This is a genomic window from Olleya namhaensis, from assembly GCF_900114005.1.
GTDB lineage: Bacteria > Bacteroidota > Bacteroidia > Flavobacteriales > Flavobacteriaceae > Olleya > Olleya namhaensis.
Window position 1 is genome coordinate 231,970 of sequence record NZ_FORM01000006.1, and the last position, 19,988, is coordinate 251,957.

Sequence of the window (19,988 nt, forward strand, 5' to 3'; positions counted from 1 at the left end):
ACACACACTAAATAATTTAAAATGTCCATTAACGAAACTTACGAAAACGAATTAGCGTTTCAAGCAGACAGAAGACGAGCTACAGTCGAATTTATTAAAATTGTTAGCGATTTGTGGTATGACAAATCTATCGAATTGGTGCTTTTTAGAAACCAACTAATTGATAGAAATGTGTCTCAAATTTTAAACCTACATGAATATGCAGGTGAGTTTGTAGAAAAACCTATTTCTATATTTGATTCTGTAGAGATTGCTCAAGCTATTCAAACGCTAGACGTCCCTCCTGCTAAACTTGATATTGGTAAATTAACTTACGAGTACCATTTAGAAGAAAAAAAATACAGCAATGCATTAGCATTTGTATCTAATCAACTTAAGGGTGCTAGTAAAACTAAAGACATTACGCCTAAGGACGTAGTACTTTACGGTTTTGGTCGTATTGGTCGTTTAGTTGCTAGAGAGTTAATGACACGTACTGGAAAAGGTAGTCAATTACGTTTACGTGCTATTGTTACTCGTGGTAAATTAGATGCAACCGTATTAGAAAAACGTGCTGCATTATTACGTAACGATTCTGTACACGGTGATTTTTCAGGAACGGTTACTACAGATTTAAAAAATGAGGCTTTAATAATTAACGGTACTACTGTTAAAATTATTAATGCTAATCAACCAGAAGATATAGATTATACTAAATATGGTATTAACAATGCATTAATCATTGATAATACAGGAGTGTTTAGAGATAAAGAGGCTTTAACAAGATTAAAAAGCTCTCCAGGAGCAGATAAAGTTTTACTTACTGCACCAGGAAAAGGAATTCCTAATATTGTTTATGGTGTAAACCATTTAGAAAACAATCCTGATAAAATAGATATTTTTTCTGCTGCATCTTGTACTACCAATGCTATTACGCCTATCTTAAAAGCAATGGAAGATACGTACGGTGTAAAAAGTGGACACTTAGAAACTATCCATGCGTATACTAACGATCAAAATTTAGTGGATAACTTCCATAGTAAATACCGTCGTGGACGTGCAGCTGCATTAAACATGGTAATTACAGAAACTGGAGCTGGAAAAGCGGTCTCTAAAGCATTACCTAGTTTTGAAGGTAAATTAACATCAAACGCTATTCGTGTACCTGTACCAAACGGATCGTTAGCCATTTTAAATTTAGAATTAGACTCAGAAACTACTGTCGAGCAAATTAATGAAACCATTAAAAAGTATGCTTTAGAAGGTGATTTAGTAGAGCAAATTAAATATGAAATGAGTGACGAGTTAGTATCTACGGATATTATTGGTAGCTCTGCGCCTTCAATATTTGATAGCAAAGCGACTATAGTTAGAACAGATGGTAAAAATGCAATCTTATATGTTTGGTATGATAACGAGTACGGTTACAGCCATCAAGTTATCAGATTAGCTAAGTATATTGCTAAAGTAAGACGTTTTACGTATTACTAACATCTAAAATTTAATTATCAACGTATATATAAAAGCCTCGCAATTGTGAGGCTTTTTGTTATTTTTAAGCCAAAAAGCAAACCTTTTTTTATATTTTCGCAAAGCGAAAGACAACAAAACAATTACCATGCGTCATACAAACTATTTATTAGTAACTATTTTTATTTTCTTATTTTCATTTACAGCAGTAGCACAAACTGAAACCACAGAAGAAGACGATAAACTATCTCTAGATTCTGGAACATTAGAAAACCAGTTCGAATACCTTACAAAAAGGTCTAATAACTGGAGAGATCAGCGTGGACAATCTTATGAAGTTGTAAGAAACGAATGGATTGCAAAATTAAAATCACACACCTTAGACTCGCTTAAAGTACTAAAAAAGGAATTACTTGACACACAAAACAAAGTAAGCTCTCAAAGTCAAGAAGTAGAGCAGCTAAAAAGCAGCCTAAGCAACACTAAAACTAATTTAGAAGAAACTAACCAAGAAAAAGACAGCATGTCTTTATTTGGTTTACAAATGAGCAAAGGTGGGTATAACACCTTACTTTGGTCAATCATAGCAGGATTACTAGCCTTTTTATTCTTTTTTATCTTTAAGTTTAAAAATAGTAATGCAGTTACTAAAGAAGCTAAATTAAAATTAGAAGAAATAGAAGAAGAATTTGAAGAGCACAGACGTAACGCCCTAGAACGCGAACAAAAAGTAAGACGTCAACTTCAAGACGAATTAAATAAAAGCAGAAATAGCTAAGTTTAAATAAAAAAATATAATATCAATTAAAATCTGTAAATTCACGTTTACAGATTTTTTTATGACCATAATTCAAGCCAACCTCACACATTTAGATCAAGTAGCAACATTGTTTAATCAATACCGCATCTTTTATAGACAAACGCCAAATCTAGAAGGTTCCACACGGTTTATAAAAGATAGACTAACCAAGCAAGACTCTATTATTTTAATCGCTTTCGCGGAAAAAAAGCCGGTCGGATTCACACAATTGTTTCATAGCTTTTCAAGTGTTAGCATGCAACCTTTATTTATATTAAACGATTTATTCGTAAATGAAAACTATCGCAAACAAGGTTATGGTGTCACCCTTTTAAACGAAGCAAAAGCGGTGTGTAAAAAACATAATTACAAAGGCTTAGCCTTACAAACAGAAAGAACCAATCCAGCGCAAAAGCTTTATGAAAGCTTAGGTTGGAAACAAGATCAAGACCTGCAATATTTTTGGACTAATCAATAAAAAAAGCGCAATCCAATGGATTGCGCTTTTTAATATTTAAACTAGTGGTTAATTACCAAAAGCTAGAAGCCAATAATTACATTGCTCCCCATTCTTTTAAAGAATCTTTATTCATCTTAACGTAGTCAGCATTTTTAGCTTTATCAGCATACTCTAAAGATGCTTTAGCAGCTTTGATAGCTCCTTTTTTATCTCCAGCTTTTGCATGGATTAACGCTTGTTGACGTAACCACCAAAATTTAGGAGATTCTTTAGTCATATCAATTGCTTTGTCAATCCAAGTTACTGCTTGCTTAATATCTTTTCCAGATTCTAAGTAGTAACGTGCAGATGCATAATAGTTATCAGCACTTGGCCCATTCATTATTTTAGAAATAGCATCTGTTACTGTTGCATCAGTTGGTACACCAATTGTAACATCTACCATTGTATTTTCCCATAGTAAACTTAATACTGCAGAGTCATTAGTTAAATTATCAAATGTAAATGTAAACGTTTCGATAGACATTGGTAAAGTTGTTGCTTTTACGCTAACCTTAGCTGCCACTTTAGAATCGTCCCATGTTGCAGGTGTTCCCCAGTTTTCTGTATCAGTATAAAATACAACCTCCCAGTTCTCTTTATTAGGTGTTGTAAAAATAGCATAAGATCCAGCTTTTAAAGTCTGCTCTCCAATTGTAACTGCTGTACTAAAAGTAATAATAGTGTTTTTGTTTGCTCCTGTTCTCCAAAGCTTTCCAAAAGGCACTAAGTTTCCAAAAATTTCACGACCTCTCATTGATGGTCTAGAATAATCTAAAGTAACATCCGTTAAACCAACTGTTTGCTCAATTTTTTGAGAAGGACTTGGTTGTGGCGTTTCTATTTGTGCATTAACAGCAAATGATACTGTCAACACCATAATAAGTGTAAATAATTTTTTCATGGTTGACTTTTTAATAAGTTATTTAAAACGTAAAATTAAGCATTAGAAATACCTTGTTTGTTAATAAAACCTTAAAAAAAGAGCAATCTGTTTTATCAATCAAACTATTAATCGTAATATTGCGATATACAAATACACAAACAAAAAATGGGATTAATTAAAACCGAAAAATTTTCAGAATCACAAAATCAAATTGCATTATTTGCTAAAGCGTTTGGACACCCTGCTAGAGTAGCCATTATACAACATCTCTTTAAAATTAATGCTTGTGTGTGTGGTGATTTAGTAGAAGAGATTGGGTTAGCACAACCCACAATCTCACAACATTTAAAAGAACTGAAAAACTTAGGTTTAATACAAGGTACTATTGAGGGTACTAGTGTTTGCTATTGTATAAACAAGGACAATTGGACAGCCATGAAAACACTTTTAAATGGCTTTTTTAACAACAATTTAGACAGCAACACGTGTTGCTAACATCAAAATATTAATCATAATAACACATTAAATTATGACACTTTCAGAAATTAAAAAACACTTATCACAATTAGAGACTATTTCTTTTACGCTACCTGATGGTAGTTTAGTCCCAAACCATTTTCATGTTACGGAGGTGGGCAAAGTAACAAAGCATTTTATAGATTGTGGCGGAACTGTAAGGGAAGAGAAAAAAGTAAATTTTCAATTATGGAATGCAGATGATTATGATCACAGATTACATCCTGAAAAACTGGTTAAAATTATCACCCTTTCTGAAGACATCTTTAATCTTCAAGATTTAGAGATTGAAGTAGAGTTTCAAGGAGAACAAACCATTCAAAAATTTGGTTTAGAGTTTCAAAACAACTCGTTTCAATTAACCTCTTTACTTACCGATTGTCTTGCAAAAGATAAATGTGGTATTCCGGAACCTAAACAAAAGCTTAAATTTTCAGACATACAAGCAGGAGGCTCTTGTGCACCAGGTTCTGGATGTTGTTAGAATGAAAATTATTACCATAAATAAAACCAATTTCTCAGAAGTACAATCCATTTATCAAGATGGTATTGCTACTGGAGTTGCAACGTTTGAAACAGTTGTACCTGATTGGGATTACTGGAATAATAACCACTTACCTATTGGTCGTATTTTAGCAATAAAAGACGACCAATATTTAGGATGGGCCTCGTTAAGCGCTACTTCTAAACGCAAGGTCTACTCCGGCGTTGCAGAAGTTAGTGTTTATGTTTCAAAACATTTTAGAGGCCAAAAAGTTGGAGATTTCCTGCTAAAAAAACTAATTGAGATTAGCGAGCAGCATAATATATGGACACTACAAGCCGGGATTATGCGGGCCAATACTGCTAGCTTAAAATTACACACCAATAATCAATTTAGAGTTATTGGATACAAAGAAAAAATAGGGCAATTAAATGGCATTTGGCTAGACAATGTTATACTAGAAAGGCGCAGCAAAACTGTTGGTTGCTAAATTCAACATACAAATGAAAGATGTAAACGACATGTATTCATTCTCATCACTTTCAAGCTCGTTTTAAACTAACTATAATAGAACATCAAGCTCACTTATTCTTCAATTTCAGTGCAAACTGAAACTAAAAACAGAACATAACACAAACTCGTGTTAAATTTTGTTTAACTTTAATCAATCATCGTTAAACATTTTGTATCTTTATGCTATCAAATTTTCACAGGATGGCAAAAAAGAAAAACATAAGCAGTAACGACATTATTTCATTTTACATGGATTTTGTCTTAGAACATAACGAGCAACCTAAATCGGTTTATGCATTTGCGAAGCATAATAATTTTGAGGAATCTAAATTTTATGAGCACTTCGCAACATTTGATGCTATAGAAAAAGGAGTCTTCAAAGCCTTTTTTGACAATACGCATCACGCCTTAGAAGCTAGCGAGGAATACGCACACTTTGAGCCTAGAAATAAATTACTAAGCTTCTACTTTACTTTTTTCGAAAATCTTACCGCTAACAGAAGTTATGTGGTATATGCTTTACACAAACATAAAAACAGTCTGAAAGGCTTCGCTGCGTTATCAGAGCTTAAAGCAAGTTTTGCACACTATATAAAAGATTTAGGTATCGAGCTTATTGACATTAAACAAGAACAGCTAAACAAAATTCAAGATAGAGGTCTTACAGAGACAGCATGGTTACAATTATTATTAACCATGAAATTTTGGATGGATGATACTTCTGCTTCGTTTGAAAAAACAGACATTTTTATAGAAAAATCTGTGAACACTAGTTTTGATGTATTAAACGTCATGCCTTTAAAAAGCCTAATTGACTTTGGAAAATTCATCTTTAAAGAAAAAATTAAGATGAATAATTAAAATTACCCTTAGCACAGTACTTAAAATACAACGACTTCTAATTGTCATTCAGAGCAAAAAGAGGTTTCTAAAACTTCTTGATACTTATTATTACTAAAATCCACAACTATTGAAAACGATAGACAAAATACCAACTTCAAAAATTTCTAGAGCAACTAAACTTGTTACTACTGGAGCAAAAGTTGGTGTTAATTACCTAAAATACTATGGTGACAAAATCACCAAAACTGAAGCCGAAGCTAAAGCTAGACTAAACGAAAATAATGCGGAAGACATTTACGATGGTTTAAAGCAATTAAAAGGAAGTGCGCTTAAAGTAGCACAAATGTTAAGCATGGAAAAAAGTATTTTGCCACAAGCTTATGTAGAGAAGTTTTCGTTGGCACAATTTTCTGTACCACCACTTTCTGCCCCTTTAGTTAGTAAAACTTTTAAAAAATATTTTGGTAAATTACCAAGCCAAATTTACGACTCTTTTAATCTAAATTCTGTAAATGCTGCCAGTATTGGACAAGTGCATTTAGCTGAAAAGGATGGGAAAAAACTTGCTGTGAAAATTCAATATCCAGGAGTCGCAGATAGCATTGCTAGCGATTTGGCTATGGTAAAACCTATTGCTATAAAAATGTTTAATATTAAAGGTAAGGACTCTGATAAGTACTTTCAAGAAGTAGAAAACAAATTAGTAGAAGAAACCAACTATATTTTAGAAGTTAAGCAAAGTAAAGCTATTGTTGCAGCGTGTAAGCATATCCCTAATTTAAAGTTTCCAAACTACTATGAAGCATTATCTTCAGAACGTATCATTACTATGGATTGGATGGAAGGCGAACACCTTTCTGAATTTACTGCTTATAATAAAGACCAAAACAAAGCGGATCAATTAGGACAAGCCCTTTGGGATTTTTATATGTACCAACTGCATGTTATAAAAAAAGTACATGCCGATCCGCATCCAGGAAACTTCTTAGTCTCTAAATCTGCCGATTTAATTGCTTTAGATTTTGGATGTATGAAAGAAATACCTGAAGATTTTTACGTGCCTTATTTTGAATTAGCAAAACCAGAGGTTATCGATAATAAAATCTTATTTACCGAAAAAATGTACGAATTAGAGATTTTAAGAGAAGAAGACACTCAAGAAGAGTTAGATTTTTTCTCTGCAATGTTTCATGAGTTATTAAGCTTATTTACAAAACCTTTCCACGAAGATACTTTTGATTTCTCAGACCCTGAATTTTTTAACGCTATTTCAGAAATGGGACAGCGTTACAGTAAAAGTACAGAGTTAAGAAAAATGAATGGAAACCGAGGTTCTAAGCATTTTATTTACATAAACAGAACCTTCTTTGGTTTATATAATTTAATGTTTGATTTAAAAGCAAAGAACGTTCAAATCAACAATTACAAATCCTTATAAATGGCTTATTTTAATTTAAAACAGATTCAAGAATTAGAGCATTTGTATAAAATTAATTTAATTAATAGTTGCTCTGGTTTTAAAAGTGCTAATTTAATTGGCACAAAATCTACAAAAGGACAAGAAAATGTAGCTGTATTTAGTTCGGTAACACATATTGGTAGTAATCCGCCTTTATTGGGCTTTTTTTGCAGACCAACAACGGTGACCCGTCACACGTATGATAACATAAAAAACACAGGTGTTTATACTATAAATCATATTAATTTGGACAATTTTGAAGACGCACATCATACCTCTGCTAAATACGACCAGTCGATTTCAGAATTTGATATGACTGGTTTAGAATCAGAATACAAAGACAATTGCAAAGCACCATTTGTTAAAGGGGCTCCAATTCAATTAGAAATGAAATTTGTTGAAGAATATCTAATCAAAGCTAATAATACGATTTTAGTAATCGGAGAAATACAAGGCTTGCATATTAATGGCGATTTATTGCAAGACGATGGATTTATAAACTTATCCAAAGCTAATATTGCTGCCATTAATGGTTTAGACGGTTATACAATCCCTAGATTAGAGAAACGTTTAGAATACCAAAGACCTAGAAAATAAATAAATTAAAAATATTGATAAACACAACGTCAGTTCGAGTGATTTTTTGAAGAATGAAAAAAATTGTATCGAGAACAACTAACAACCAAAACCAAGAGAATATTAATAACTCAAACGTTCTCAAAAAATAATAAAAGTCTAAAGTTAAACTGAGACAAAAACATAACAATTAATAAAAGAAAGTCCCAAATTTCGACACAGTCGAAATCATCAATTTGGAGAAATAAAGAGTGAAGAAACGTAACTGCGAAGCAAAGCTTCAAGCATGAAGATTCGAGAACGAATGTTCCGGAGGAATTTCCTCAAATTGATTTGAATTTTTGGTTCGTTTTGTTTCAAGACAAAATGAACAGAAATAAATAAAATTACATAACACTTAAAACCAAACCCATGAGAATATTAGTAACAGGAGCAACAGGTTACATTGGTAAGCGCATTATCCCGTTACTATTAGAACAAGGACACACTGTGGTTTGTGCTGTTAGAGGTAAATTACGTACAGAACGTAAATATTCTGAAGAAGAAAATTTACACGTTATTGAGGCTGACTTTCTAAAGCCTGAAACTTTAAGTAATATCCCAAAAGATATTGATGCTGCCTATTATTTGATTCATTCTATGTCAAATTCGGTAGATCAATTTCATCAAATGGAAGAAGACTGCGCGATAAATTTCAAAAATTATATTGAAACAACTAACGCCAAGCAAGTCATTTATTTAAGTGGTATTACAAACGATACCAAATTATCTAAGCATTTATTATCTAGAAAAAATGTCGAAACAACTTTACAATCCAAACACTACGCCTTAACTGTTTTCAAAGCAGGTATAATTGTTGGTTCTGGTAGTGCTAGTTTTGAAATTATAAGAGATTTAGTAGAAAAACTTCCTGTAATGGTTGCGCCTAAATGGTTAAATACAAAAACACAACCTATTGGCGTTAGAGATGTCTTAACGTTTTTAATTCGTGGTCTAGGAAACCAAAAATTATATAATACTTCACACGATATTTTTGGACCCGAAGTCATGACATATAAGCAAATGTTACTAAAATTTGCTGAAGCCAGAAAATTAAAGCGCTACATATTAACGGTACCTGTAATGACACCAAAACTGTCTAGTTATTGGCTATATTTTGTAACATCAACGTCTTATAAATTGGCGGCATCATTAGTAAATAGTATGGGTATTGAAATTATAGGCGAGAAAAGCAACATCAACCAATTACTAGACGTCACGCCTATGTCTTACAAACAAGCTGTAGCGTTAGCTTTTGTCAAGATTGAAGGTAACGATATTATTTCAAGCTGGAAAGATGCACTTATTAATAGCCGATTTAAAAAACGAGCATCCACTCAATATTTAAAAGTACCAAAACACGGTTGCTTTACAGACATAAAAGAACGCAAAGTAAAAGACGAGCAGCGTACACTTGAAAAAATTTGGGCTATTGGTGGCGAAAACGGTTGGTATTACGGGACGTTTTTATGGAAAATCAGAGGTTTTCTGGATAAACTAGTTGGTGGTATTGGTTTGCGTCGTGGACGTACAAATAAAACAAAAATAAAAACTGGAGATGCCTTAGACTTTTGGCGTGTCCTTTTAGCAGATAAAGAAGAACAGCGTCTAATACTCTTTGCAGAAATGAAACTGCCCGGAGAAGCCTGGTTAGAATTTAGAGTGGCCAAAGGTAAAGTTTACCAACGTGCTACTTTTAGACCTAGAGGATTGGCGGGACGTTTGTATTGGTATAGTGTATTACCATTTCATGGCTTTATTTTTAAAGGGATGATTAACAAATTAGCCAATGCCTAAAAACATAAAAAAACAAAATCTACCAACCAAAACATGCCCAACGTGTCAATTGCCATTTACATGGCGTAAAAAATGGGAAAAGAGTTGGAATGACGTAAAATATTGTAGTGAAAAATGCAGACGCAACAAAACAAAAACAGCCTAGTTTGGTTTAAAAACGACCTAAGATCTCAAGATAATATTGCTCTTAAAAATGCAATAGCAAACAGCAATAATACCATTGCTGTTTATTGTTTTGACCCAAGACAATTTAAAAAATCACCTTTTGGATTTAAAAAGACTGAAAATTTTAGAGCGCAGTTTTTAATCGAAACTATAACAGATTTAAAGCAGCAATTAAAACAGCTTAATATTCCGTTGTTCGTTTACACGGAAACTCCAGAACACGTTATCCATGATTTAGTTAAGCAACATAATATTTCGACTGTTTATCTTCAAAAAGAATGGACAGATGAAGAGGTTTTGGTTATCAATCAAGTAAAAGCTAATCTTTCAGATGACATAGAATGTATTGAAACTTACGATCAGTTTTTATACCATCCAGAAGATATTCCGTTTAAAACGGAAGCATTGCCAAACGTGTTTACACAATTCAGGAAACAATGCGAAAAACTGAGTACTATCAGACCTTTAAACGTCACTAATTCAGCTACAGCGGAAAACTTCAACATAACAAACAACACAACAATTCCTACTTTAGAAACTCTAGGATTGGATACTATAACTCCGCATCCTAATAATGCATTTCCTTTTAAAGGAGGACAAACCGAAGCTTTAAGACGCTTAAATAATTATTTTTTCGAAACCAAAAAATTAGGCTTTTACAAAAAAACTAGAAACGGATTAATAGGTACAGACTTTAGCTCTAAGTTTTCGCCATGGTTGGCTAACGGAAGTTTATCTGCTAAACAAATTTATCATGAAGTTATACGTTTTGAAAACGAACATTTAAAAAACGAATCTACTTATTGGCTAATTTTTGAATTGATTTGGCGAGATTATTTTAAATACGTGTCCTTAAAACACGGTAACCAACTATTTAAAATAGGTGGCATTTTAAACAAGCAATACGACTGGTCTACAAATCAAACAAAAATTAAACAATGGATTGATGGTAACACACCAGAACCTTTTGTTAATGCTAACATGCTTGAGCTTAAAAAAACAGGTTGGATGAGTAATCGTGGACGACAAAATGTTGCCAGCTATTTTGCAAAATCGTTAAAATTAGATTGGCGTATTGGAGCAAGTTATTTTGAAAGTATGCTTATAGATTATGATGTGCATAGCAACTACGGAAACTGGATGTATGTTGCAGGCGTTGGAAACGATCCAAGAGACCGAAAATTTAACGTAAAACTACAAGCAGAACGCTATGATACTAACGGGAAATATCAGCGATTATGGCTGCAAGACACCCTTTTTTAAGATACGTCCGTTTAAGCGTTTTATAAGTACAAGCAAAATACAAAAAGAACTAAACAGAAAACAACCAATCATTGAAAACATTAAGACTAATACTTGGCGATCAATTAAATAGTAAACACAGCTGGTACAAAGACAATCCGGAAAACACAGTATATTGTTTGTTTGAAATGCGTCAGGAAACCGACTACGTGACACATCATATCCAAAAAATTATTGGATTTTTTGCTGCCATGCGCGATTTTGGTCAACATTTAAAAGACCAAGGTTTTACTGTCCAATATTTAAAACTAGACGACAATAAAAACACCCAAAACTTAACAGACAACCTTAAGTTACTAATTGAGGAACATAACATTACTAAATTTGAATATCAATTACCTGACGAATATCGATTAGACGAGCAATTGTCTACTTTTTGTAACTCGGTAGATATTGATACAGAAGCATTTTCAACAGAACATTTTTATACAGAACGTCACGATTTAAAACAGTTTTTTAAAGGTAAAAAGCAATACCTAATGGAAAATTTTTATCGTGATATGCGTAAAAAACACGATATCCTAATGGTTGCAGGACAACCTGAAGGTGGTAAATGGAATTACGACAAAAGTAATCGCAATAAATGGAAAGCCGATCATCCTATTCCGCCTTACAAATATTTCAAAAATGATATTGAGACTATTGTAACGCTAATTGAAAAAGAAGACATTAAAACACTTGGAACATTAGACACAAAAACCTTCAGTTATCCTATAAATAGGCAACAAGCACTAGAACAACTTAAATATTTTTGCGAGGTATTGTTGATTCATTTTGGAGATTATCAAGATGCCATGCACACAGACCAAGTCTATTTGTTTCATTCTAGGCTGTCTTTTGCTATGAATCTAAAATTGATTTCACCTAAAAACATAGTCGATACTGTACTTAATTATTGGCGCAAACATGGCGAGGATATAAATATTAGTCAAGTAGAAGGTTTTATTAGGCAAATTTTAGGTTGGAGAGAATATATGCGTGGCATGTATTGGGCTTTAATGCCAGAGTATAAAACGCTTAATTATCTTGAAAACAATAATAATCTGCCAGATTTTTATTGGACAGGAAACACAAAAATGAATTGCCTTAAACAATCCATTACCAATAGTCTGGACAATGGTTATGCACACCATATCCAGCGTCTTATGGTTACTGGTAATTTTGCATTATTAGCACAAATAGATCCTGATCAGGTGGACGCCTGGTATTTGGGTATATATGTTGACGCTGTTGAGTGGGTTCAGCTTCCTAACACAAGAGGGATGAGTCAATTTGCAGATGGCGGAAAAATAGCAACAAAACCATATGTGTCTAGCGGAAGTTATATTCATAAAATGGGAAATTACTGCGACAGTTGTCACTATAATAAAAAAGAAAAACTAGGCGACAAAGCATGTCCTTTTAATAGTTTGTATTGGAATTTTTTGGATGACAAGCGTAAACAATTAGGAGATAATTTCAGAATGAAAATGATGTACAGCCTATTAGATAAAATGGAAGCTAAACAACTAAGTAGCCTAAAAGAAAGAGCACAACAAATTATTGAAAATCCTGATAGTTTTTAAAAAACACCTCGATACAATTTTTAGAGAAAAACTAAAAACCACGCGATGTGACGATTACGTAAAACAAGACATAAAACAGAAACTAAATGACAATGCAATCACACAAGCGTCACTTCGAGTGATTTGTGAGGCACGAGCAAATTGTATCGAGAAGCAATAAAGAGTAATCAATAAAATGAAACAAAACCTAAGCATAGTATGGCTAAAACGCGACCTTCGACTACAAGATAACGAAGCCATTACTAATGCTTTAAACTCAGGTCAACACACGCTCCTACTCTATACTTTTGAAGATTTTTTATTAAAAGACAAACATTATAGCCAGCGTCATTGGGACTTTGTAAAACAATCTCTAGAAGATTTAAACGCACAATTAAAACCATACAATTCCAAAGTATTGGTTGTCCAAAATGACATCCAAAAGGTTATAAAAACCATCAACATAACTTTTAACGTCACCAACGTATTTTCTCATAAAGAAACAGGTCTTTTATCTACGTTTAAACGAGATATCGCTTTCGCGGAATTTTCGGCCAATAACACTATTGTTTGGTCAGAAAATGACAATAATGGTGTGCAACGTGGACTAACCAACAGAAATACATGGTATCAGAATTGGGACAATTATATGATGCAAGCCGAGTTTCTGTTTCAACCGAAACCAAATCAGCTACTACCTATAAATCAGATTGAAAGTCTTGAATCCGAACTAAACACAATTTCCGTGTCAACGGGCATTTCAAAAACATTTCAAAAAGGAGGCACAACAACAGGATTAAAATATATGCAATCGTTTTACAACGGGCGCTATCACAATTACATGTATCACATCTCTAAACCACTAGATGCAAGAACAGGATGTAGTAGATTATCACCTTACATTGCTTGGGGAAACTTATCCATAAAACAGGTTATTAATGGCGCATCAGACGTTGTAAAGCACACCAAATACAAACGTCATTTAAATGCATTTGTATCTAGACTGCGTTGGCAAGCGCATTTTATCCAAAAGTTTGAAATGGAACATCTAATGGAGTTTAAAAGTGTTAACAAAGGCTACCATCAACTTAATAAACCTGTAAATTTAAAATATCAAGAAGCTTGGAAAAATGGACAAACCGGATTTCCTTTAGTGGATGCGTGCATGCGTTGTTTAAAAGAAACTGGCTATCTAAATTTTAGAATGAGAGCTTTAGTCGTTTCATTTTTTACACATAATTTATGGCAACCTTGGCAAGATATGAGCGCGCATCTAGCAAGCTTATTTTTAGACTTCGAGCCCGGTATACATTACCCACAAATACAAATGCAAGCTGGCGAAACAGGTATTAATACTTTACGTATTTACAACCCTTTAAAAAATAGCATAGAACATGATCCTAAAGGCCAATTTATCAAAAAATGGGTTCCAGAATTGGCATGTTTAGAAGCGCCATTTATTCATAACCCTAGTCAAATGTCATATTTTGACCAGCAACTGACAGGATTTCAGTTGGGAACTGATTATCCTTACCCAATAATTGACGAGAAGCAAACCAGGACATTTGCTAGTGACACACTATGGAACATGAAAGACAATGTTTTGGTGAAAAAAGAAAGTTATCGTATCTTAAAACGACATACTTTAAGTAACAGAGCTAGAATGATTAACAACCAATAAAACATAACTACAGTAATAAAATATAATCTAATATGTTAAATTTTGTTTAACATTAATTTTAAAAGGTTAAACATTTTGTATATTTGAGTATAATATTACAAAACACATCCATTTGCTACTAAATACAACACACACTAATAACGAAAATAAGGAGCTAATTAATAACACTGTTGGACCTCCTTTTTCAATATTAGAAATGATTAAAAAAAAGGGCGTTGGATCCAAACGGATGATAGTTGACGAGGTTAGTCCAAATATGGCATCAATTTTGAACACTATTAGTGATGTTAATTACGGAAATATAGAATTAAGACCAAAAGGAATACTAATTCATGTTACCAAAGGATTACAAAACTTTACATGGATAATACCATATTATAGGTTAGTTGTGTATAAAGTGGATGGTTCTAGTATCCATTCTAACGGAAAGTTTATACATTTTAGAAACAACAAAACCTTTAAAGAAAACAAAAAGTTTTTTGATAAATTAATGACCGAAAAGATAAATTATGACGCTATATATAATGTGTCGCCAATTTAAATGAAGAAAGAATTTACTATTGAAGAAACGGACAGAATAATTGAAATGGCTTGGGAAGATCGTACACCTTTTGACGCAATTACTTTTCAATTTGGAATTAAAGAACAAGAAGTAATTACATTAATGCGTCGCGAAATGAAACCTAGTAGTTTTAGATTATGGCGCGCAAGAGTACAAGGTAGAAATACCAAGCATAGTAAAAAAAGAGTATTTGAAGATGGACGCTTTAAATGCTCTAGACAAAAACAAATAACACACAATAAAATATCTAAACGTTAGATATTTACAAAAAACTGCTTTGATTTGGCCTGTCAAACCAGATACAGCAAATAAAAAGACATAATGAATAAAGAAGAAGTATTAACAAAACAAACGAGTCAAACTTTACAAGGTTTTGATGACAACGATATTGGAGACGACCACCTATTTACTGGGTTAGAAACACCTATGAAAGCTGATGCTTTCAAGCTTTCTGATCAAGAAAAAAAAGAAAGAATTGCTATCCTTTTTGAAGAAATTATGGACGTTATGGGCTTAGATTTAACAGATGATTCGTTAAAAGGCACACCCAAAAGAGTTGCCAAAATGTACATTGATGAAATATTTTCTGGATTAAACCCTCAAAATAAGCCAAAAATTGCGTTATTTGACAACAAATACCAATACAATCAAATGTTGGTGGAGAAAAATATTACTTTCTACTCCAACTGCGAGCATCACTTTGTACCAATTATAGGTAAAGCTCATGTCGCTTATATTTCTTCAGGAAAAGTAATAGGCTTATCAAAATTAAACAGAATTGTACAGTATTTCGCTAAACGTCCTCAGGTACAAGAACGCTTAACAAACCAAATAGCAGAAGAGCTAAAAGCAATATTAAAAACAGATGATGTTGCAGTTATTATTGATGCCAAACACTTATGTGTATCGTCACGAGGTATTAAAGATGAATCTTCTGCAACAGTGACGACATTTTATGGTGGACAATTTAATACACCAGAAAAAATAGCCGAATTACAAAATTATTTAAAAGATTAGCATTATGAGCATCGTAGACAAAGCAATAGAGTTTTCAGAGAGAAAACATAAGTTTATTACAACAAGCGATCGTATTCTTGCTTCAAGAGAAGCTAAAGATTTAATCCTTGGTGTCAATGAACTTTATAAGGAAAATAAAGATCCAAAATTAATGGATATTATGAAAGCCTTAACTGTTATTAAACAGAAAATTGAAAAACGATTAAAAGGAAGACCATCTGCAGCATAAGTTGTAGATAACGATCTAAATTACATATTAAGTGGTATTAATTAATAAGAGCAATCTTGTTGATACCACTTTTTTTATACCTAAAACTCAGTAAAATCATGAAAAATCTAATAATAATTGGCGGTAGTAAAGGCATCGGAAAAGCTATTACCGAAACTTTTTTAGAAAACCACAATGTTATAAACATCAGTCGCAGTGCACCAGAATTTACACATGCTAATTTAACACACCACACTTGTGACATTTTAACAGACGATTTACCCGAAATAGAACAAGTAGACACACTTATTTATTGTCCTGGTAGCATAAACCTAAAACCAATTACTAGGTTAAAATTAGATGATTTTAGAAACGATTTTGAAATAAACGTACTTGGAGCAGTAAAAGCCATACAAAAGTATATAGATCCTTTAAAAAAGGGGCAGCAACCTTCCATTGTATTGTTTAGTACGGTGGCTGCTAAATTAGGTATGCCCTTTCATGCTAGTGTTGCAGCATCTAAAAGTGCAGTAGAAGGTCTAGTAAAATCTGTAGGTGCAGAATTAGCACCAACGGTTAGAATAAATGCCATAGCGCCTACCGTTACAGATACTGAGTTAGCTTCAAAATTATTACGCAACGATAAAATGATTGAAAATATTACAGAGCGTCATCCTTTAAAAAAGTTTTTGAACCCGCAGGAGGTAGCAGACATGGCACAATTTTTAACCTCATCTAAAGCAGCTTCAATATCAGGACAAATTTTTGAAATGGATTGTGGAATTGTAAGCTTTAAAATATAATTTATATGAATCCTTTTAAAGCATTTATTGCAACCTTATTTTCTAAAAGCAGCACAAGTATTGACCGCTCTAAACTGCCCAGTATTTATGATATCAAAATCAATAATTTACAAGGCAAACCTATAGATTTTAAAACATTTAAAGGCAAACACATTCTATTTGTAAATGTAGCTTCTAAATGTGGTTTTACACCGCAATACAAAGATTTGCAAGAGTTACAAGATAATAACCCAGATACTTTAAAAATAATAGGTGTCCCTTGCAATCAATTTGGTAGTCAAGAACCAGGAGATGCAAGCGCTATTGAAGAGTTTTGCGAAGTTAATTATGGCGTTTCGTTTTTAATTACTGAAAAGATAAAGGTTAAAGGAACTAATCAACACCCATTGTATGCTTGGCTAACTAACGTGACTAAAAATGGATCAAGCAGTTCTTCTGTTAAATGGAATTTTCAGAAGTATATGGTTAGTCCTGAAGGTCAATTACTAGATTACTACTACTCTACTACAAGTCCTAAAAGTTCAAAAATTACTAAATATTTAAAATGAAATTATTAAAACCATTACTGCTGTTTTTAATAATCAACTTTGGAGGCTTAGCCTTAGGAAGTTGGTTAATGGGCAATGGTCCTTTATCGCCTTGGTATACTAATTTAAACCAAGCTCCTTGGACACCCCCGGGCTGGGTTTTTGGTGTTGCTTGGACCATAATAATGATTTGTTTCTCTGTTTATTTAGCGCAACTATTTAGTAGTTATCGCTCTAAAAAACTGACTGTCATTTTTTGTCTGCAGTTTGTTTTAAACGTAATTTGGAACTATCTTTTTTTTAATCAACACTTAGTACTATTAGCTTTAGTTTCTATAATAGCATTAACAATTGTTATCTTTTACTTCTTTTTAAATTATAAAAAAGACATAAAAAGCAAAAGCTACTTGCTTCTGCCCTATATGATTTGGTTAGTTATAGCCACTTCTTTGAATGCTTATATTTTAATTTACAATTAAAAATTTCCGTGTAAACGGTACTAAAACATATACGTTATGAAAATATATAGATTTCATAAAAAACAAAATTTACCAATCACAAAAGCGCAAGCTTGGGATTTTTTATCAGACCCTAAAAACCTAAAGACTATTACTCCTGAATATATGGGGTTTAATATCTTATCTGGTGCGGACAGACCAATGTTTGCCGGGCAGATTATTCAGTATATAGTAACGCCAATTTTAGGGATAAAAACCAAATGGGTAACAGAAATTACACACGTTAAAGAAGGTGAATATTTTGTGGACGAGCAACGCTTTGGCCCATATGCATTATGGCATCACAAACATTTTATCAAAGCGATTGATGGCGGTGTTGAAATGGAAGATATTATCGATTACAAAATACCAATGGGAATTTTAGGACAACTCATACATCCCATTTTAGTGAAACCTAAATTGGAAGAAATTTTTAATTATAGAACAGTTAAATTAGAAAAACTTTTCGGAAAGTATTAGCACATGACAACACCTATTAACATATTTTGGTTTAGACGCGATTTGAGGTTAGAAGATAATGTGGGGCTTTATAATGCATTGCAATCTGAGCTGCCCGTATTACCTATTTTTATTTTTGATAAAGACATTTTAGAACAACTGCCGGAAGACGATGCGCGAGTTTCTTTTATTTTTGAATCTCTCCAAAATATGCGCAATACATTACAAAAAAAGTACAACAGTAGTCTTGCCATCTATTACGGTACACCGGAAAGTGTTTTTGAAGCTCTAATACAATCTTATAACATTGATACGGTCTTTACAAATCATGATTATGAGCCTTACGCAACTACACGTGATAACAGTATTAAAGCCAAATTATCTAAAAACGACATACATTTTAAAACTTTTAAAGATCAAGTTATTTTTGAAAAAGACGAAGTTGTTAAAAAGGATGGTAAACCTTATATGGTTTATACGCCATACATGCGTGTTTGGAAAGAAACATTTAAAGCACAAGCACTTAAAATATACGATACCAATAAACTTTTAGAGAACACAGTTAAAGAGGTTAATCTACCCAATCTAACATTATCTGATATTGGTTTTAAAAAAGCGTCTCAAAAAATAGAAGATTACACGGTAACACCAACTTTAATTCAAAATTATGAGGAGACAAGAAATTTTCCTGCTCAGGATTCTACATCAAAATTAGGACCGCATTTAAGATTCGGAACTGTTAGTGTAAGACAAATGGTTAAAAAGGCAATTGCTGAACAAAATGAGATTTTTTGGCAAGAATTAATTTGGCGAGAGTTTTTTATGCAAATTTTGTGGCATTTTCCACATACGCACAAAGATGCATTTAAATCTAAATATGACCGCATTGTGTGGCGTAATAATGAAGATGAATTTAAGGCATGGTGCGAAGGTAAGACGGGGTATCCCCTAGTTGATGCAGGAATGCGACAACTTAATCAAACTGGTTTTATGCACAATCGTGTACGTATGTTGGTTGGTAGTTTTTTATGTAAACACCTATTAATAGATTGGCGATGGGGAGAAGCTTATTTTGCTGAAAAATTACATGATTATGATATGTCTAGCAATGTTGGTAACTGGCAATGGGTTGCAGGATCCGGAGTAGATGCTTCTCCGTACTTTAGAATATTTAATCCGACTACACAAATTGACAAATTTGATAAACAGCATAAATACCTTAACCAATGGGTTCCTGATTACCAAGAATTAACATATCCAAAACCTATTGTAGAGCACAAAATGGCGCGTGAGCGTTGCTTAAAAGTCTATAAAGAAGCGGTTAGTTAAATCTTAGCGCTTTGTTAATACTAGCTTAATATAC

At 32.9% G+C, this 19,988-nt stretch carries 24 protein-coding genes; 23 read left to right on the forward strand and 1 reads right to left on the reverse strand.

The features are described 5' to 3' along the window. Nucleotides 1-21 precede the first annotated feature (21 nt). The 3 genes from BMZ09_RS11200 to BMZ09_RS11210 all read left to right on the forward strand — a co-directional run bounded on the left by BMZ09_RS11200 (nucleotide 22) and on the right by BMZ09_RS11210 (nucleotide 2,726). Nucleotides 22-1,470, forward strand: coding sequence for a glyceraldehyde-3-phosphate dehydrogenase (locus tag BMZ09_RS11200; RefSeq protein ID WP_090840576.1), 1,449 nt, complete (start codon nucleotides 22-24; stop codon nucleotides 1,468-1,470). A gap of 127 nt (nucleotides 1,471-1,597) precedes the next feature. Beyond that, on the forward strand, nucleotides 1,598-2,227 hold the full coding sequence (locus tag BMZ09_RS11205; protein ID WP_090840578.1) for a tRNA (guanine-N1)-methyltransferase: 630 nt from the start codon (nucleotides 1,598-1,600) through the stop codon (nucleotides 2,225-2,227). Between the two features lie 61 nt (nucleotides 2,228-2,288). Continuing rightward, entirely contained in the window at nucleotides 2,289-2,726 is a 438-nt protein-coding gene (locus BMZ09_RS11210) for a GNAT family N-acetyltransferase (RefSeq protein ID WP_090840580.1), read from the forward strand. Nucleotides 2,727-2,802: 76 nt separating this feature from the next. Here BMZ09_RS11210 and BMZ09_RS11215 read toward each other — a convergent pair whose 3' ends face one another. Beyond that, nucleotides 2,803-3,651: a DUF2911 domain-containing protein gene (locus BMZ09_RS11215; protein WP_090840582.1), complete on the reverse strand. Its 849-nt coding sequence runs from the start codon at nucleotides 3,649-3,651 to the stop codon at nucleotides 2,803-2,805. A gap of 147 nt (nucleotides 3,652-3,798) precedes the next feature. Here BMZ09_RS11215 and BMZ09_RS11220 point away from each other — a divergent pair, with 147 nt between their 5' ends. From BMZ09_RS11220 to BMZ09_RS11315, 20 genes are all read left to right on the forward strand, one after another. Then, the gene (locus BMZ09_RS11220) at nucleotides 3,799-4,128 is read left to right on the forward strand and encodes an ArsR/SmtB family transcription factor (RefSeq protein WP_090840584.1); all 330 of its coding nucleotides are present in this window, start codon (nucleotides 3,799-3,801) and stop codon (nucleotides 4,126-4,128) included. Nucleotides 4,129-4,162: 34 nt separating this feature from the next. Further along, entirely contained in the window at nucleotides 4,163-4,633 is a 471-nt protein-coding gene (locus tag BMZ09_RS11225; RefSeq protein WP_090840586.1) for a DUF6428 family protein, read from the forward strand. 1 nt (nucleotide 4,634) lies between these two features. Beyond that, nucleotides 4,635-5,123, forward strand: a complete 489-nt coding sequence (locus tag BMZ09_RS11230) for a GNAT family N-acetyltransferase (RefSeq protein ID WP_090840588.1) — start codon at nucleotides 4,635-4,637, stop codon at nucleotides 5,121-5,123. Between the two features lie 224 nt (nucleotides 5,124-5,347). Next, a complete protein-coding gene (locus tag BMZ09_RS11235; RefSeq protein ID WP_090840590.1) occupies nucleotides 5,348-6,007 on the forward strand; it encodes a TetR family transcriptional regulator C-terminal domain-containing protein in 660 nt (219 codons plus the stop codon). Between the two features lie 109 nt (nucleotides 6,008-6,116). Then, complete coding sequence (locus BMZ09_RS11240; protein WP_090840592.1) at nucleotides 6,117-7,427, forward strand: ABC1 kinase family protein; 1,311 nt, start codon at nucleotides 6,117-6,119, stop codon at nucleotides 7,425-7,427. Then, nucleotides 7,428-8,045: a flavin reductase family protein gene (locus BMZ09_RS11245; protein WP_090840594.1), complete on the forward strand. Its 618-nt coding sequence runs from the start codon at nucleotides 7,428-7,430 to the stop codon at nucleotides 8,043-8,045. It abuts the gene before it with no gap. A 390-nt stretch (nucleotides 8,046-8,435) separates the two neighbouring features. After that, nucleotides 8,436-9,860, forward strand: a complete 1,425-nt coding sequence (locus BMZ09_RS11250) for an SDR family oxidoreductase (protein ID WP_090840596.1) — start codon at nucleotides 8,436-8,438, stop codon at nucleotides 9,858-9,860. Next, nucleotides 9,853-10,005, forward strand: a complete 153-nt coding sequence (locus BMZ09_RS11255) for a DUF2256 domain-containing protein (RefSeq protein ID WP_090840598.1) — start codon at nucleotides 9,853-9,855, stop codon at nucleotides 10,003-10,005. Before BMZ09_RS11250 ends, BMZ09_RS11255 begins: the two co-directional genes overlap by 8 nt. Next, complete coding sequence (locus tag BMZ09_RS11260; protein ID WP_090840601.1) at nucleotides 9,975-11,288, forward strand: DASH family cryptochrome; 1,314 nt, start codon at nucleotides 9,975-9,977, stop codon at nucleotides 11,286-11,288. Before BMZ09_RS11255 ends, BMZ09_RS11260 begins: the two co-directional genes overlap by 31 nt. A 71-nt stretch (nucleotides 11,289-11,359) precedes the next feature. Next, nucleotides 11,360-12,892, forward strand: coding sequence for a cryptochrome/photolyase family protein (locus tag BMZ09_RS11265; protein ID WP_090840603.1), 1,533 nt, complete (start codon nucleotides 11,360-11,362; stop codon nucleotides 12,890-12,892). A gap of 175 nt (nucleotides 12,893-13,067) precedes the next feature. Next, complete coding sequence (locus BMZ09_RS11270; protein WP_177183532.1) at nucleotides 13,068-14,552, forward strand: cryptochrome/deoxyribodipyrimidine photo-lyase family protein; 1,485 nt, start codon at nucleotides 13,068-13,070, stop codon at nucleotides 14,550-14,552. 112 nt (nucleotides 14,553-14,664) lie between these two features. After that, nucleotides 14,665-15,093 (forward strand): hypothetical protein, encoded by a 429-nt coding sequence (locus tag BMZ09_RS11275; RefSeq protein ID WP_090840607.1) that lies wholly within the window; start codon nucleotides 14,665-14,667, stop codon nucleotides 15,091-15,093. Further along, nucleotides 15,094-15,372 carry a TIGR03643 family protein gene (locus BMZ09_RS11280; protein WP_090840609.1) on the forward strand — a complete coding sequence of 93 codons (279 nt, stop codon included), beginning with the start codon at nucleotides 15,094-15,096 and terminating at the stop codon, nucleotides 15,370-15,372. Between the two features lie 63 nt (nucleotides 15,373-15,435). Next, nucleotides 15,436-16,131: a GTP cyclohydrolase I FolE gene (gene folE, locus BMZ09_RS11285; protein ID WP_090840611.1), complete on the forward strand. Its 696-nt coding sequence runs from the start codon at nucleotides 15,436-15,438 to the stop codon at nucleotides 16,129-16,131. A 4-nt stretch (nucleotides 16,132-16,135) separates the two neighbouring features. Beyond that, nucleotides 16,136-16,360, forward strand: a complete 225-nt coding sequence (locus BMZ09_RS11290; protein WP_090840613.1) for a hypothetical protein — start codon at nucleotides 16,136-16,138, stop codon at nucleotides 16,358-16,360. Nucleotides 16,361-16,458: 98 nt separating this feature from the next. After that, nucleotides 16,459-17,142 (forward strand): SDR family NAD(P)-dependent oxidoreductase, encoded by a 684-nt coding sequence (locus tag BMZ09_RS11295; RefSeq protein WP_090840615.1) that lies wholly within the window; start codon nucleotides 16,459-16,461, stop codon nucleotides 17,140-17,142. Nucleotides 17,143-17,147: 5 nt separating this feature from the next. After that, nucleotides 17,148-17,690 carry a glutathione peroxidase gene (locus tag BMZ09_RS11300; RefSeq protein WP_090840618.1) on the forward strand — a complete coding sequence of 181 codons (543 nt, stop codon included), beginning with the start codon at nucleotides 17,148-17,150 and terminating at the stop codon, nucleotides 17,688-17,690. Beyond that, nucleotides 17,687-18,148: a TspO/MBR family protein gene (locus tag BMZ09_RS11305; RefSeq protein ID WP_090840620.1), complete on the forward strand. Its 462-nt coding sequence runs from the start codon at nucleotides 17,687-17,689 to the stop codon at nucleotides 18,146-18,148. The genes BMZ09_RS11300 and BMZ09_RS11305 overlap by 4 nt, the downstream gene beginning before the upstream one ends. Nucleotides 18,149-18,184: 36 nt before the next feature. Beyond that, nucleotides 18,185-18,646 (forward strand): SRPBCC family protein, encoded by a 462-nt coding sequence (locus BMZ09_RS11310; RefSeq protein WP_090840623.1) that lies wholly within the window; start codon nucleotides 18,185-18,187, stop codon nucleotides 18,644-18,646. Nucleotides 18,647-18,649: 3 nt separating this feature from the next. After that, nucleotides 18,650-19,954, forward strand: coding sequence for a cryptochrome/photolyase family protein (locus BMZ09_RS11315; RefSeq protein ID WP_090840625.1), 1,305 nt, complete (start codon nucleotides 18,650-18,652; stop codon nucleotides 19,952-19,954). The last annotated feature ends 34 nt before the right edge of the window (nucleotides 19,955-19,988 follow it).

What these genes read in the sequence shown, in the direction of transcription:
- BMZ09_RS11205 (WP_090840578.1), top strand. Translation starts at nt 1,598, where the DNA reads ATGCGTCATACAAACTATTTATTAGTAACTATTTTTATTTTCTTATTT.
- BMZ09_RS11250 (WP_090840596.1), top strand. Translation starts at nt 8,436, where the DNA reads ATGAGAATATTAGTAACAGGAGCAACAGGTTACATTGGTAAGCGCATT.
- BMZ09_RS11200 (WP_090840576.1), top strand. Translation starts at nt 22, where the DNA reads ATGTCCATTAACGAAACTTACGAAAACGAATTAGCGTTTCAAGCAGAC.
- BMZ09_RS11295 (WP_090840615.1), top strand. Translation starts at nt 16,459, where the DNA reads ATGAAAAATCTAATAATAATTGGCGGTAGTAAAGGCATCGGAAAAGCT.
- BMZ09_RS11245 (WP_090840594.1), top strand. Translation starts at nt 7,428, where the DNA reads ATGGCTTATTTTAATTTAAAACAGATTCAAGAATTAGAGCATTTGTAT.
- BMZ09_RS11310 (WP_090840623.1), top strand. Translation starts at nt 18,185, where the DNA reads ATGAAAATATATAGATTTCATAAAAAACAAAATTTACCAATCACAAAA.
- BMZ09_RS11255 (WP_090840598.1), top strand. Translation starts at nt 9,853, where the DNA reads ATGCCTAAAAACATAAAAAAACAAAATCTACCAACCAAAACATGCCCA.
- BMZ09_RS11260 (WP_090840601.1), top strand. Translation starts at nt 9,975, where the DNA reads ATGCAGACGCAACAAAACAAAAACAGCCTAGTTTGGTTTAAAAACGAC.
- folE (WP_090840611.1), top strand. Translation starts at nt 15,436, where the DNA reads ATGAATAAAGAAGAAGTATTAACAAAACAAACGAGTCAAACTTTACAA.
- BMZ09_RS11280 (WP_090840609.1), top strand. Translation starts at nt 15,094, where the DNA reads ATGAAGAAAGAATTTACTATTGAAGAAACGGACAGAATAATTGAAATG.
- BMZ09_RS11270 (WP_177183532.1), top strand. Translation starts at nt 13,068, where the DNA reads ATGAAACAAAACCTAAGCATAGTATGGCTAAAACGCGACCTTCGACTA.
- BMZ09_RS11220 (WP_090840584.1), top strand. Translation starts at nt 3,799, where the DNA reads ATGGGATTAATTAAAACCGAAAAATTTTCAGAATCACAAAATCAAATT.
- BMZ09_RS11235 (WP_090840590.1), top strand. Translation starts at nt 5,348, where the DNA reads ATGGCAAAAAAGAAAAACATAAGCAGTAACGACATTATTTCATTTTAC.
- BMZ09_RS11225 (WP_090840586.1), top strand. Translation starts at nt 4,163, where the DNA reads ATGACACTTTCAGAAATTAAAAAACACTTATCACAATTAGAGACTATT.
- BMZ09_RS11215 (WP_090840582.1), bottom strand. Translation starts at nt 3,651, where the DNA reads ATGAAAAAATTATTTACACTTATTATGGTGTTGACAGTATCATTTGCT.
- BMZ09_RS11230 (WP_090840588.1), top strand. Translation starts at nt 4,635, where the DNA reads ATGAAAATTATTACCATAAATAAAACCAATTTCTCAGAAGTACAATCC.
- BMZ09_RS11210 (WP_090840580.1), top strand. Translation starts at nt 2,289, where the DNA reads ATGACCATAATTCAAGCCAACCTCACACATTTAGATCAAGTAGCAACA.
- BMZ09_RS11300 (WP_090840618.1), top strand. Translation starts at nt 17,148, where the DNA reads ATGAATCCTTTTAAAGCATTTATTGCAACCTTATTTTCTAAAAGCAGC.
- BMZ09_RS11305 (WP_090840620.1), top strand. Translation starts at nt 17,687, where the DNA reads ATGAAATTATTAAAACCATTACTGCTGTTTTTAATAATCAACTTTGGA.
- BMZ09_RS11290 (WP_090840613.1), top strand. Translation starts at nt 16,136, where the DNA reads ATGAGCATCGTAGACAAAGCAATAGAGTTTTCAGAGAGAAAACATAAG.
- BMZ09_RS11315 (WP_090840625.1), top strand. Translation starts at nt 18,650, where the DNA reads ATGACAACACCTATTAACATATTTTGGTTTAGACGCGATTTGAGGTTA.